The organism is Sphingopyxis sp. HIX (assembly GCF_001468285.1).
Taxonomy (GTDB): Bacteria; Pseudomonadota; Alphaproteobacteria; order Sphingomonadales; family Sphingomonadaceae; genus Sphingopyxis.
The window spans coordinates 99,465-111,937 of sequence record NZ_LNSB01000009.1 but is presented as its reverse complement, the minus strand read 5'-3'; the positions used below and the strand labels follow the sequence as shown (position 1 = coordinate 111,937).

The window sequence follows — 12,473 nt, the reverse complement described above, 5'->3', positions numbered from 1 at the left end:
GCCTTATCGAACTCGTCGTCCTCGATGATCGGTTCGACCGGGGGAAAGACGGCGTCGGGCGGCGGCGGGGTCGGCTTCGCCATCTCGGTATCGGCAACGGTTTCGGTGACCGGCGGCGGCGCGGGGGCGTCCTGGGCCTGCGCGGTCGTGGCGGCGAGGCCGAGCAGCGAAGCGGAGAGCGCGAGCATCGGGCGCAACGGCGCGGCCGCCGCGGTCTGGCGGATCAATATGCGAAGGTTTTCAGAATCTTGCATCTGGTGGCCGCCAATGAAGGGCTTCTGACCCGCGGCGGCGGGCGGCGCAACCTGTTTCTGCCCCGATGCGACGGATGGATGGCGGTCCGCTTGAAATGAATTTTCCCCCTGCCGTTGCGCCAAGCAACGTCGCGCCGTGGCAAGTGGTTCCGCAGGCTCAGCTTTCGCGGCGGAGGAGGTCGACCATGATGGCCGCCTGACGATCGACCGACAGGTTGGCGAGCGCATAGGCGCGCGCCGCGGGGTCGGCAAAGTCGCCTCGGTCGAGCAGGTCGGCGAGGAGCGTCGCGAGGCCCGCGACGTCGCCTTCGTTAAAGAGATGCCCCTGCCCGCCCATCACTTCGGGAATTGCCCCCGAGCGGCTGCCGACCATCGTGCGGCCGCAGGCCATCACTTCCTGGATGACACGGCCATATTGCTCCTTCCACTTGGGGGTGCTGAGCGACGGCAGCACGACGATGTCGGCGGCATTCATGTAGCGCGCCATGTCCTCGTGCTTCGATTCGAAGACGATCACGCGATCGGCGAGGCCGAGCCGTTCGATCTGGGCCTGAAGCTGCGCGGTATAGCCCGAGGCGCCGATGAAGTCGTCGATCAGGAACTGCCAGTCCTTATCGCGAATCCGATCCAGCGCCTCGATGAGCAGGTGAATCCCCTTTTCGGGGGTCTGGCGGCCGAAATAGGCGATCGTCGGACGTGTCAGGCCGAGCTCGGCACGGACTGCGGCGCGATCGTCCGCTGACAGAGGCTGGAACAGCCGCGCGTCGAAACCGAGCGGGACTTGCGTCGCGGTGAGCCCCATGCCCTGGATGAGGGCGGTACCGTCGGCGCTGAGTGTAAAGACGCGGTCGACCTTGCGCTTGGCGCCGCGGCGGAGCCAAGCCTTGACCAGCGCCGAGGCGACGCCGGCGGGGTTGCGCGTCTCGAACGCTTTCTTGAGGTCGCCCCCCAAGCTCTGCGGCATATTCTCGGCGGTCAGTGACCAGAGCTTGGCATTAGGCGCGACCTTCTTGGCCTGCTGCACCATCAGGCTCGCCGGGTCGCTGTCGCAATAGATATGTGTGGGCTCGAAGGCGTCGACGACCGCTTGCAGGCCCTGCAGCGTGTGGGTGCGCTGGTTCGTGCCGTTGAGCTCCAGCAAACTCAGCTCGTAATTCTCGGGCGCGAAGTCGGGGGTGTCGCGCCATTGGCCGCCAACGAAATGGCGGCGCGGGACGACGAGATGGACGGGAACGCCGAGCGCCCCGATCTCGCGGAACAAGGCGCGATTGACCGGTTCATGGCACGAGAGCGAGATGCCGAGGAGCCGCGGGCCCGTCATGAGAAGGCGGCGATGGTGCGGCGCGCTTCGTCGGCGATTCCGGCGCTGGGCTCCCAGCCGAGCGCGGCGAGGCGCGAGATGTCGACGGTGAACGGCTCGCGGAAGGCGTCGGTGCCGTCGCCGTAAGCAATCGGCACGGGCTGCGGCGCGGCGGCGGCGATGCTCTCGGCGAGCGCCTGCATCGTGATCGCGTGCCCGGCGCCGAGGTTGAAGAGCTTTGCCCAGCCCTTGTCGGCGCGCAGCAGCAGCTCGACCGCCGCGATCGCGTCGCCGAAGGGCAATATGTCGCGATAGCTCTGCCCGTCGTTGCGCAGTTCCATCGCACCCTTCTCGGCGACCTGGCGGCAGAGGTCGATGAAGATCAGCCCCGCCTGTTCGCCGAGATCCTTGTGCGCGGGGGCGCCGACCATGTTGGTCGGGCGGAGGATCGCGATGCGGTCGGCGTCGTCGCTGGCGAGCAGCCGTTCCTCGACCGCGCGGTGCGCCTGGCCATAGGGATGGTGCGGCGCCGGAACCATATCCTCCGAATAAAGCGAGCCGACCTTGCCGCCATAGACGTGGAAGGTCGAGAAATGGACCAGCCGCTGCGCCCTGCCCTCGCCAAGCGCGGCGAGGCACGCACCGGCTGTGGTCAGGCCCTGCGCCATGGCACCGTCGGCGTCCTGTCCTGCAGCGCGCGCGCCGGGCATCGCGAGGTTGACGATGGCCGTAAAGTCTCCGCCGGGGAGCGCTGCATCGACGCTGCTGTCATAGGCAAAAGACGCAATGCCGCGTTCGGCGAGCCACGCCGCGCGCGCTGGCGTGTCCGACCGCACCGTGACCGCGACGTCCCTCTCATCCGCCAGCGCCTCCGCCAGCCGTGCCCCGAAATATCCGCTGCCGCCGACGAGCAGCAGGCGGCCTTCAGCCATGCTTCACGTCCCAGTTGTACGGGATCTTGTCGGTGAACGGGTCCATGCGGTCGATCTCGTCGGCGCGGTGCGCGATCGTCGTGCAATTCGCGACGATCGCCGGATACTGGCCATAACCCTTGAACCCGTTCCACACGAAGGGCGGCACGGTGACGAGGCAGTAATTGTCCTCGCCCATGAAGATTTCCTGCAGTTCGCCGCGCGTCGGCGAGCCTTCGCGGTCGTCGTAGAGCACGAATTTGATGCGGCCGTGGACGACGGCATAGTTCAGCGTCATTTCGCTGTGGATGTGCCACGCCTTGATCGCGCCGGGCTGGACGCAGGAGAAATAGATTTCGCCGAATTTCTCGAAATGCGGCGCATCGGCGCGCAGCATGTGCATGATCTTGCCGCGCTCGTCCGGAATCTGCCGCAGCGGTGTAATCAGGACGCCGTCGATCATCTATATCCCCCTTTGGGTCTGGTTCAGGCCGCCCAGGCAAGCGATTTCGCCCGCGCCTCGGCCACATAGGTTGCGATATCGTGACGCGTCTGCGCCAGCGGGTCGGCGCCATCGGCAACCACCGCCTTGTACCAGCCCGCGGTCAGCGCGACCCCGCCCGCGAAGTCGAGCGTCGGCGCCCAGTCGAGCTTGTGATACGCCTTGTCGATCGACAGGCCGAGCAGCCCCGCCTCGTGCACCGCGCCCGCCTCGGCGGCGTTGACCCATTCGCCGGGCCAGTGCTTGAGAAATTCGGTGACCAGCCGTTCGACCGATCCATTGGCCTCGACCCAGGGGCCGAAGTTGAAGGCCTCGGTCACGTCGGCCGGCGACTTCACGCGCGCGGTCGTCGCCGCGCCGCCGAGCAAGGCGCCGAGCCAGAGATAGCCGCTCAGCGATTCGAGCACATGCTGCCAAGGGCGCGTCGCGCGCGGGTTGCGGATGCGGATCGCCTCGCCCTGCGACAAGCTGCGCACGCAGTCGGGAACGATGCGATCGACCGACCAGTCGCCGCCGCCGATGACGTTACCCGCGCGCACCGTCGCCATCTTGACCGGGCTGTCGGGCGCCGAGAAGAAGCTGCGGCGATAGCTGTGCGCCGCGATCTCGGCCGCGCCCTTCGACGCGCTGTACGTGTCGTGGCCGCCCATCGGGTCGTCCTCGCGGTACCCCGACAGGATCTCGCGATTCTCGTAGCATTTGTCCGAGGTGACGCAGACGGCGACCGCGGGCCGTCCGGCGCGGCGTAGCGCGTCGAGGACATGGACGGTGCCCATGACGTTGGTTGCCATCGTCTCGACCGGATTGTCGTAGCTGTAGCGGACGAGCGCCTGCGCCGCGAGGTGCAGGACATAGTCGGGCTTGTGAGCTGCCACGACGTCGTTCACCGCATCGGCGTCGCGCACGTCGCCCACGATATGCGTCAGCCGGTCGGCGAGGCCAATGCTGGCGAAATGCGTCGCGCCGTCGTCGACCTTGTGCGAAAAACCGACGACATTGGCGCCGAGCGTGAGCAGCCATTCGGCCAGCCACGATCCCTTGAAGCCGGTGTGGCCGGTAAGCAGCACGGTCTTGCCGCGATAGGCGTCGCCGAACATCGCGCCTTTTACCACTTCTTCCAGGGCGCCTGCCCTTCGGCCCACAGCTCGTTGAGCAGCGAATATTCGCGCGGCGTGTCCATCGGCTGCCAGAAGCCGTTGTGCTCGAACATCATCAGGTCGCGGTTCGCGGCCAGGCGTTCCATCGGCTCGCGTTCGAGGATCAGTTCCTCGCGGTCGTCGAGATAGTCGTCGACGAAATTGCGGTTGAAGACGAAGAAGCCGCCGTTGATATGCCCGCCCGACACCTGCGGCTTTTCGTTGAAACTGGCGACGACGCCGCCCTCGGTGCCGAGTTCGCCGAAGCGCCCCGGGGGATAGACGCCGGTGAGCGTCGCGGTCTTGCCATGGCCCTTGTGGAAATCGACGAGCGCGGTGATGTCGACATCGCCGACGCCGTCGCCATAGGTCGCGCAGAAATGCTCGACCCCGTCGAGATAGCGCGCGCCCCGGCGGATGCGCGCGCCGGTCATCGCATCCTCGCCGGTTTCGGCGAGCGTGACCTTCCAATCCTCGGTCTGGTGCTTGTGGAACTGCAGCCGGTCCTCGCCGCGCTTCGACAGGTCGACGGTGACGTCCGACGACTGGTTCGCATAGTTGAGGAAGAAGTCGCGGATGATATCGCCCTTGTAACCCAGCAGCAGGACGAAGTCGGTGATGCCGTGCGCGGCATAGATTTTCATGATGTGCCAGACGATCGGCTTGCCGCCGATCGGCACCATCGGCTTGGGCAAGGTTTCGGACACTTCGCGGAGGCGGGTCCCGCGACCGCCGCAGAGAATCAAGGCTTTCATAGGGGTGAGCTCATTCCGTTCTGATGGTCAGGATGCGGCGGAATCGGTCGGATCATTCGGTGCCCGCTCGGTAGCCGCAAAGCCAAGACGCTGCAACGCGCTTAAGCCCGTAACGCGCCTCAAGTGCCGCAATAAGTGACATAGGGCGCCGCGGCGTCGGGGTCGGGGCCTGAATAATCCGCCCATTCGGCACGCTCGACATAGGGATTGCGGACGACCTCGAGCAGCGCCTCGAATGGCGCGAGGTCGCCCGCCTCGGCGGCAGCGAGCGCCGCCTCGACCATGTGATTGCGCGGGATGTAGCGCGGGTTGACGCGGTCCATCGTCGCTGCGCGTTCGACGGGATGGATGTCCTCGCGTTCCAGCTGTGCCCACCAGTTCGCGATCCACGGCGACAGCGCCTCGGGCTCGGCGAGCAGCGCCTGCAGCGCATCGGCTTCGCCGCGGAGCAACTGCGCGAGCGCGCGGAAGAAGCCGGTGAAATCGACACCATGCGTTTCGAGTTCGCCGAACAAGGTGTCGATCAGCGCCGCGTCGCTCTCATGCGCGCTCGCGAGGCCGAGCTTGGCGCGCATCCGCGCGAACCAGTGGCTGCGGAAACGGTCGGGGATCGCGTCGACGAGCGCCTTGGCGGCTTCGACGTCGGCCGGGTCGACCGCGTGGATCGCGGGAAGCAGGGCCTCGGCGAAGCGCGCCATGTTCCAGTGCAGGATTTGCGGCTGGCGGCCATAGGCATAGCGGCCGTTGGCGTCGATCGAGCTGAACACGGTCGACGCCGAGAAGCGGTCCATAAAGGCGCAGGGGCCGTAATCGATCGTCTCGCCGCTGATCGCGACATTGTCGGTGTTCATCACCCCGTGGATGAACCCCACGCCGAGCCAGTGCGCGACGAGGTCGCATTGCAGCCCGATCACGCGGTCGAGCAGCGCGAGATGCGGGTTCGAGGCGGCGGCGAAGTCGGGGAAATGACGCCGAATGGTATAGTCCGACAGCTGGATCACATGCTCGACGCCGAAATGCGCGGCGAAAAACTGGAAGGTGCCGACGCGGATATGGCTCGCCGCGATGCGCGTGAGCACTGCGCCGGGATGCGCGCGTTCGCGCTGGACACGGTCGCCGGTCGCGACCGCGGCGAGCGAGCGCGTCGTCGGCACGCCCATCGCCGCCATCGCTTCGGAGACCAGATATTCGCGGAGCACCGGGCCGATCGCAGCCTTGCCGTCGCCATTGCGCGAGAAGGGCGTCGGGCCCGATCCCTTGAGCTGGACGTCGAAGCGCTTGCCATCGGGCGCGACGATCTCGCCGAGCAGCAGCGCACGGCCGTCGCCGAGCTGCGACGAGAAATGGCCGAACTGGTGCCCCGCGTAAGCGAAGGCGAGCGGGTTTGCGCCGGTCGGCAGCGCTTCGCCCGAGAAGAGCCGGGCCAGCGTTGCGTCGTCGGTGCCCGCAGTGTCGAGGCCGAGCTTCGCGGCGAGCTTGTGGTTGAAGGCGAGCAGCTTCGGCGCCGAGGGCGTCGCGGCTTCGGCGGGCGCGTAGAAGCCCTCCATGTCGCGGTGGAAGCTGTTGTCGAAGGCGATATCCATAAGCGCCTTTGTCGATCCTGCTTCGGGCGATTGCAAGCGCGCGTCAGGCGTGGTGCGCGAGGAACCAGTCGTACGTCGCGGCGACGCCTTCGCGCAGATCGATCTTCGGCGCCCAGCCCATCGCGGCGAGCTTGGCGTTCGACATTAGCTTGCGCGGGGTGCCGTCGGGTTTGCTGGTGTCGAGCTCGATCGCGACATCGGCGCCGACCACGTCGATCACCATCCGTGCGAGATCGGCGATCGCAATGTCGCTGCCCGACCCGACGTTGACATGACCCGCGTCCGAATAGGCCTTCATCAGGAAAACACAGGCGTCGGCGCAGTCGTCGACGTGGAGAAATTCGCGCATCGGCGTACCGCTGCCCCAGAGCATCATCGTCTTCGCGCCGGAGGCCTTGGCTTCGTGCGCCTTGCGGATCAGCGCGGGGAGGACATGGCTCGAATTGAGATCGAAATTGTCGCCGGGGCCGTAGAGGTTGGTCGGCATTGCCGAGATATAGTCGGCGCCATATTGGCGGCGATAGCTTTGCGCGAGCTTGATCCCCGCGATCTTGGCGATCGCATACCATTCGTTGGTGGGCTCGAGCGGGCCGGTGAGCAACGCCTCTTCGACGATCGGCTGCTCGGCGAACTTGGGATAGATGCACGACGAGCCGAGAAAGCAGAGTTTCGCCACGTCGGCCCGGTGCGCGGCATCGACGATATTCGTCTCGATCGCGAGATTCTGGTAGAGGAAATCGGCCGGAAAACTGTCGTTGGCGAGGATGCCACCGACCTTGGCCGCGGCGAGGAACACCGCATCGGGCTTTTCGCGCGCGGTCCATTCGCGCACCGCCGCCTGGTCGAGCAGGTCGAGCGTGTCGCGTCCCGCGGTCAGCACCTCGCAATTCTCGTCGGCGAGCCGGCGCACGAGCGCGCTGCCGACCATCCCGCGGTGTCCCGCGACCCAGACGCGCTTGCCCGCGAGCGAAAAAGCCTCAGCCATGCGCGGGGGTCGTGCCGGCCTTGTAGGCGGCGAGGTCGGCGGCGACCATTTCGCGGCAGAGCTCGCGCACCGGCGTCTCGTGGCGCCAGCCGAGCTTCTGATGCGCCTTCGAAGCGTCGCCGATCAACAGGTCGACCTCGGTCGGACGGAAATAGCGCGGGTCGACCTCGACGAGGCATTTGCCCGACGCCTTGCAATAGCCCTTCTCGTCGACGCCCTCGCCCTTCCACTCGAGCGCGATGCCGACATCTTCGAACGCCCATTCGACGAAGTCGCGCACCGGCGTGGTTTCGCCGGTCGCGAGGACATAATCGTCGGGCTCGTCCTGCTGCATCATCATCCACATGCCGCGGACATATTCGGCGGCGTGGCCCCAGTCGCGCTTGGCGTCGAGGTTGCCGAGATAGAGCCGGTCCTGCTGCCCCAGGCTGATCGCGGCGGCGGCGCGGGTGATCTTGCGCGTCACGAACGTCTCGCCGCGCAGCGGGCTCTCATGGTTGAAGAGGATGCCGTTCGAGGCGTGCATGCCATAGGCTTCGCGGTAATTGACCACGATCCAATAGGCATAGAGCTTCGCTGCCGCGTACGGGCTGCGCGGATAGAAGGGCGTGCTCTCGCGCTGCGGCACTTCCTGCACGAGGCCGTAGAGCTCCGACGTCGAGGCCTGATAGAAGCGGCACGTCTTCTCCATGCCGAGGATGCGGATGGCTTCCAACAGGCGCAGCGTGCCGATCGCGTCGCTGTTCGCGGTATATTCGGGGGTCTCGAAGCTCACCTGCACATGGCTCTGCGCCGCGAGGTTGTAGATTTCGGTCGGGCGCGTTTCCTGCACGATGCGGATCAGGTTGGTGCTGTCGGTGAGGTCGCCATAATGAAGGTGCAGCCGCGCATTTTCGACATGCGGGTCTTGGTAGATATCCTCGATCCGCCCGGTGTTGAACGAGGAGGAACGGCGCTTCAGCCCGTGGACGACATAGCCCTTTTCGAGCAGCAGGCGCGCCAGATAGGAGCCATCCTGCCCGGTAATCCCGGTGATGAGGGCGATCTTTTCTTGTCCGGACAAGGAGTTGGTCCTCATATTGAAAGCGGCGCCGAAAGGCGGTCCGCGCGTCGTTTCGGGGCGGCCTCCCCTTTCCGCGCCGCGCGTCCGAAGTCAACCGGCTGTTCGCCCAGCCCCATGAAACTTCGCCCTTGTTGCAATGCACCAGCATGGCTATCGCGGCGCTCGGCAACAGGAGACAGGGTTTGACCGTGCTCATCACCGGCGCCGCCGGCTTCATCGGTTTCCACCTCGCCCGTCGCCTGATGGGCGAAGGCCGGCCGGTGATCGGCATCGATATCGTCAACGATTATTACGACCCGGCGCTCAAGCGCGCGCGGCTGGCCAAGCTGTCGGACGAGTTCGGCGACCTCTTCACCTTCCGCCAGGTCGATTTCGCCGACGCCAAGGCGCTCGACGAAACGCTCGCCGATCTGAAATTCGCCGATATCGCGCATCTCGGCGCGCAGGCGGGGGTGCGCTATTCGATCGACAACCCGCGCGCCTATGTCCAGTCGAACCTCGTCGGGCATCTCAACCTGCTCGAAGTCGCGCGCGAGCGCGGCGTGCCGATGGTCTATGCCTCCTCCTCGTCGGTCTATGGCGGCAACAAGACCCTGCCCTTCCGGGTGGAGGACCGCGTCGACCATCCGATGTCGCTCTATGCCGCGACCAAGAAGTCCGACGAGCTGATGAGCGAAACCTACGCCCATCTCTATCGCATCCCGCTGACGGGCCTCCGCTTCTTCACGGTCTATGGCCCGTGGGGCCGCCCCGACATGGCGATGTGGATCTTCACCAAGGCGATTTTCGACGGCACGCCGATCCAGGTGTTCAACGCCGGGGCGATGCGCCGCGACTTCACCTATATCGACGATATCGTGTCGGGCGTCGCGGCGTGCATCGCCAATCCGCCGCCCGACGATGGCGAAGTGAAGGCCGGCGGCAGCGTCGCGCCGCACCGGCTCTACAATATCGGCAATAACCGCTCCGAAGAACTGACGCGGATGATTTCGCTGATCGAGGAGGCCTGCGGGCGCGAAGCGGTCAAGGAAATGGCGCCGCTGCAGCCGGGCGACGTGCCCGAAACCTATGCCGACATCAGCGCGATATCGGGCGACCTCGGTTACGAGCCAACCACGCCGATCGACGTCGGCATCCCCAATTTCGTTGCTTGGTACCGCGACTATCATGGGCTCTGAGCCCTGCCCTCTCCCCCAAGGAAATCTCATAATATGAAGATCGTCGTCGTCGGGCTGGGCTATGTCGGACTGCCGCTCGCGGTCCAGCTCGCGAAACATTTCGAGACCGTGGGGCTCGACAGCAATGCCGCGCGCATCGCCGAGCTGAAGGACGGCCACGATCGCACCGGCGAGGTCGATGGCGCGGCGCTCGCGGCCTCGACGCTGGCGCTGACCAGCAACGCCGACGAGTGCCGCGGCGCGGACCTCTATATCGTCACCGTGCCGACGCCGATCGACGCCGGCAACCGCCCGGACCTGACGCCCGTGCGCAGCGCGACGCGCACCGTCGCGGCGCTGATCGATCCCGCAAGGACGCCGACGATCGTCTATGAAAGCACCGTCTATCCCGGCGTGACCGAGGATATCTGCGGGCCGATGATCGAGGAATTGTCGGGCCTCAAGCGCGGCACCGACTTCTTCCTCGGCTATTCGCCCGAGCGCATCAACCCGGGCGACCGCGAGCATACGGTCGACAAGATCATGAAGGTGCTGGCGGGCGAGAATGCCGACATCACCGAATTGCTCGCGACCGTCTATGGCAAGGTGACCAGCGGCGGGGTGTTCCGCGCCCGCTCGATCCGCGCCGCCGAGGCGGCGAAGGTGATCGAGAACGCCCAGCGCGACATCAACATCGCCTTCATGAACGAGGTCACCAAGATCTTCTCGGCGCTCGACATTTCGGTGTGGGACGTGCTCGACGCGGCGCGGACGAAGTGGAATTTCCTGCCCTTCGAGCCGGGCCTGGTCGGCGGCCACTGCATCGGGGTCGATCCCTATTATCTCAGCCACCGCGCGCAGGAACTGGGCATCGATCCGCAGGTCGTGCTGTCGGGCCGCGCGATCAACGACGGCATGGCCGAATGGATGGCGGGCGAAGTCGACCGCGCGCTGGGCAAGGCCGGGGCCGATATCCTGGTGCTGGGGCTGACCTTCAAGGAGAATGTCCCCGACCTGCGCAACAGCAAGGTGATCGACCTGGTCGAGGCGCTCCGCCGCCGCGGTCACCGTGTCGCGGTGCACGATCCGCACGCCGATCCCGCCGAAGCGCGCCACGAATATGGGCTCGATCTGGCACCGATGCCGGCGGCCGGCGAATATGACTGCATCGTCGGGGCGGTGCGCCACGACAGCTTCCGCGCGCTCGATTCCGCAGGGCTTGGCGCGATGCTGCGCCCCGGCGGGCTCGTTGCCGACCTCAAGCGCATGTGGAACACGGGCCGCGACGTAGCCGTTACAGCGCCGCGTTACTGGTCGATTTGACCCCCGGGGGGTGGCATTCGCCGCATTTCCTGCCTAAAGCCGCAAGCAACGATAATAATGGAAGTCTGAATGTCGCGTTCCCGGGAGTCTCTGTTCGATCGCTGGTTTCTGGCGGTTTTCCTGATCGCAATCCTGTTGTTCGGCGGCTCGGCGCGGGTCGATGGCGTCGGGCTGGTGATCGTGCGCACGCTCGCAATCATCGCGATCGCGATCACCCTGCCCGGCTGGTGGGACGAAAGCCGGCGCGACCGCCTGTATAACCGCTATCGCCCGCTGCTGCTCCTGCTCGGCGCGACCGCGGCGTGGATGCTCATCCAGCTCATCCCCCTTCCCGCCGGGCTGTGGTCCGCGCTGCCCGGCCACGGCGACCTCGCGACGCGGATGACCGCCGCGGGGGTCGAGATCGGCTGGCGACCGCTCGCGCTGTCGCCGGGCCGCGCGATCCATAGCCTGCTCGACATGCTGGTGCCGCTGGCGGTCGTGCTGCTTGTCGGCCGCACCTCGGATTCGAGCCTGCGCCAGCTGCCGCTGCGCCTCCTCGCCTTCCTCGCGGTCGCGGCGGTGTTCGGCGTGCTGCAGCTGCTCGGCGGCGAGGGCGCGCCCTATTTCCACCGCATCACCAATGTCGGTGCGGCGGTCGGTTTCTTCGCCAACCGTAACCATCACGCGGTGTTCCTCGCGCTCTACTGGCCACTGTTCCTGTGGTTCCTCCACGGCCGCAACGACCGCGCGGGCAGCCATGCTGCAACGCTGCTCGGGGTGCTCGGCGGCGTCGCGGTGATGCTGGCGAACATGGCGACCGGCTCGCGCGCGGGTCTCGCGATCGGCGGCGCGAGCTTCCTCGCGACCAGCGCGTTGCTCTACCGCATGCGCGGCGCCGCGGTCGGCACCGATTCGGCGGGCAATATCGTCCGCTTGACCCTGCTCGCGTCGATCGTCGGCACCATAACCGGGGCGATCGCGATGCTGGTCTTCGGCGCGGGTTTCATGGACCGGCTCGACCAGGGCGATGTGATGGCGGATCTGCGTTTGGCGGTGCTGCCGACGCTCAATGCGATGATCTGGCACTATGCGCCCTTCGGCGGCGGCTTCGGCAGTTTCGAGGCGGCGTACAAGATCGCCGAGCCGGTGAACCTCCTGTCGCTGCAATATCTGAACCATGCGCATAACGACTATCTCGAACTGCTGATCGACGGCGGACTCCCCGCCCTCGGTCTGCTGATCGGTTGGGGCTTCATCGTCTGGAAGGCCGCGGCAAACGGCTGGCGGCACGAGCAGGCGGCGGCGACCGACCGTGTCGGAATCGTCGCGTCGCTGATGATGCTCGCGATCTTCGCGGCGGCCAGCCTCGCCGACTATCCGCTGCGTACGCCCGCGCTCGCGGCGATGGCCACGCTGGCGACGGTGCTGCTCTATCGCCGGCCCGACATTCCCACGGCTCGCCGCAAGGGCCAGCGCAGTGCCGCGGGGTTTCGCTAGGGCAGCGCCACGGGGCGACGGGATT

11 protein-coding genes and 1 pseudogene are annotated in these 12,473 nt (G+C 66.4%); 3 read left to right on the top strand and 9 right to left on the bottom strand.

Going from position 1 to position 12,473, the window contains the following annotated elements; genetic code table 11:
• The 9 genes and pseudogenes from ATE62_RS06425 to gmd all read right to left on the bottom strand — a co-directional run.
• Nucleotides 1–254, bottom strand: a pseudogene (locus ATE62_RS06425) (hypothetical protein); the annotation flags it as partial.
• 157 nt (nucleotides 255–411) lie between these two features.
• Nucleotides 412–1,575: a glycosyltransferase gene (locus tag ATE62_RS06420; RefSeq protein WP_058808687.1), complete on the bottom strand. Its 1,164-nt coding sequence runs from the start codon at nucleotides 1,573–1,575 to the stop codon at nucleotides 412–414.
• Nucleotides 1,572–2,486 carry an NAD-dependent epimerase/dehydratase family protein gene (locus ATE62_RS06415; protein WP_058808686.1) on the bottom strand — a complete coding sequence of 305 codons (915 nt, stop codon included), beginning with the start codon at nucleotides 2,484–2,486 and terminating at the stop codon, nucleotides 1,572–1,574. Before ATE62_RS06415 ends, ATE62_RS06420 begins: the two co-directional genes overlap by 4 nt.
• Nucleotides 2,479–2,928 carry a dTDP-4-dehydrorhamnose 3,5-epimerase family protein gene (locus ATE62_RS06410; protein WP_058808685.1) on the bottom strand — a complete coding sequence of 150 codons (450 nt, stop codon included), beginning with the start codon at nucleotides 2,926–2,928 and terminating at the stop codon, nucleotides 2,479–2,481. The genes ATE62_RS06415 and ATE62_RS06410 overlap by 8 nt, the downstream gene beginning before the upstream one ends.
• Before the next feature lie 23 nt (nucleotides 2,929–2,951).
• The gene (gene rfbG, locus ATE62_RS06405) at nucleotides 2,952–4,064 is read right to left on the bottom strand and encodes a CDP-glucose 4,6-dehydratase (RefSeq protein WP_058808684.1); all 1,113 of its coding nucleotides are present in this window, start codon (nucleotides 4,062–4,064) and stop codon (nucleotides 2,952–2,954) included.
• 8 nt (nucleotides 4,065–4,072) lie between these two features.
• Complete coding sequence (gene rfbF / locus ATE62_RS06400; protein ID WP_058808683.1) at nucleotides 4,073–4,858, bottom strand: glucose-1-phosphate cytidylyltransferase; 786 nt, start codon at nucleotides 4,856–4,858, stop codon at nucleotides 4,073–4,075.
• Between the two features lie 119 nt (nucleotides 4,859–4,977).
• Complete coding sequence (locus tag ATE62_RS06395; protein WP_058808682.1) at nucleotides 4,978–6,441, bottom strand: protein adenylyltransferase SelO; 1,464 nt, start codon at nucleotides 6,439–6,441, stop codon at nucleotides 4,978–4,980.
• 43 nt (nucleotides 6,442–6,484) lie between these two features.
• A complete protein-coding gene (fcl, locus tag ATE62_RS06390; RefSeq protein WP_058808681.1) occupies nucleotides 6,485–7,426 on the bottom strand; it encodes a GDP-L-fucose synthase in 942 nt (313 codons plus the stop codon).
• The gene (gmd, locus tag ATE62_RS06385; RefSeq protein ID WP_058808680.1) at nucleotides 7,419–8,504 is read right to left on the bottom strand and encodes a GDP-mannose 4,6-dehydratase; all 1,086 of its coding nucleotides are present in this window, start codon (nucleotides 8,502–8,504) and stop codon (nucleotides 7,419–7,421) included. The genes fcl and gmd overlap by 8 nt, the downstream gene beginning before the upstream one ends.
• A gap of 167 nt (nucleotides 8,505–8,671) precedes the next feature.
• Between gmd and ATE62_RS06380 the strand changes: the two genes are divergently transcribed.
• From ATE62_RS06380 to ATE62_RS06370, 3 genes are all read left to right on the top strand, one after another.
• Nucleotides 8,672–9,667 carry a GDP-mannose 4,6-dehydratase gene (locus tag ATE62_RS06380; protein ID WP_058808689.1) on the top strand — a complete coding sequence of 332 codons (996 nt, stop codon included), beginning with the start codon at nucleotides 8,672–8,674 and terminating at the stop codon, nucleotides 9,665–9,667.
• Nucleotides 9,668–9,700: 33 nt separating this feature from the next.
• Nucleotides 9,701–10,969, top strand: a complete 1,269-nt coding sequence (locus ATE62_RS06375) for a nucleotide sugar dehydrogenase (RefSeq protein ID WP_058808679.1) — start codon at nucleotides 9,701–9,703, stop codon at nucleotides 10,967–10,969.
• A 69-nt stretch (nucleotides 10,970–11,038) separates the two neighbouring features.
• Nucleotides 11,039–12,448 carry an O-antigen ligase family protein gene (locus ATE62_RS06370; RefSeq protein WP_058808678.1) on the top strand — a complete coding sequence of 470 codons (1,410 nt, stop codon included), beginning with the start codon at nucleotides 11,039–11,041 and terminating at the stop codon, nucleotides 12,446–12,448.
• Nucleotides 12,449–12,473 lie beyond the last annotated feature (25 nt).

Excerpts from the sequence above, each read along its gene's own strand:
- ATE62_RS06375 (WP_058808679.1), top strand. The coding sequence starts at position 9,701 with ATGAAGATCGTCGTCGTCGGGCTGGGCTATGTCGGACTGCCGCTCGCG.
- ATE62_RS06415 (WP_058808686.1), bottom strand. The coding sequence starts at position 2,486 with ATGGCTGAAGGCCGCCTGCTGCTCGTCGGCGGCAGCGGATATTTCGGG.
- gmd (WP_058808680.1), bottom strand. The coding sequence starts at position 8,504 with ATGAGGACCAACTCCTTGTCCGGACAAGAAAAGATCGCCCTCATCACC.
- ATE62_RS06395 (WP_058808682.1), bottom strand. The coding sequence starts at position 6,441 with ATGGATATCGCCTTCGACAACAGCTTCCACCGCGACATGGAGGGCTTC.
- ATE62_RS06410 (WP_058808685.1), bottom strand. The coding sequence starts at position 2,928 with ATGATCGACGGCGTCCTGATTACACCGCTGCGGCAGATTCCGGACGAG.
- rfbF (WP_058808683.1), bottom strand. The coding sequence starts at position 4,858 with ATGAAAGCCTTGATTCTCTGCGGCGGTCGCGGGACCCGCCTCCGCGAA.
- ATE62_RS06420 (WP_058808687.1), bottom strand. The coding sequence starts at position 1,575 with ATGACGGGCCCGCGGCTCCTCGGCATCTCGCTCTCGTGCCATGAACCG.
- ATE62_RS06370 (WP_058808678.1), top strand. The coding sequence starts at position 11,039 with ATGTCGCGTTCCCGGGAGTCTCTGTTCGATCGCTGGTTTCTGGCGGTT.
- fcl (WP_058808681.1), bottom strand. The coding sequence starts at position 7,426 with ATGGCTGAGGCTTTTTCGCTCGCGGGCAAGCGCGTCTGGGTCGCGGGA.
- rfbG (WP_058808684.1), bottom strand. The coding sequence starts at position 4,064 with ATGTTCGGCGACGCCTATCGCGGCAAGACCGTGCTGCTTACCGGCCAC.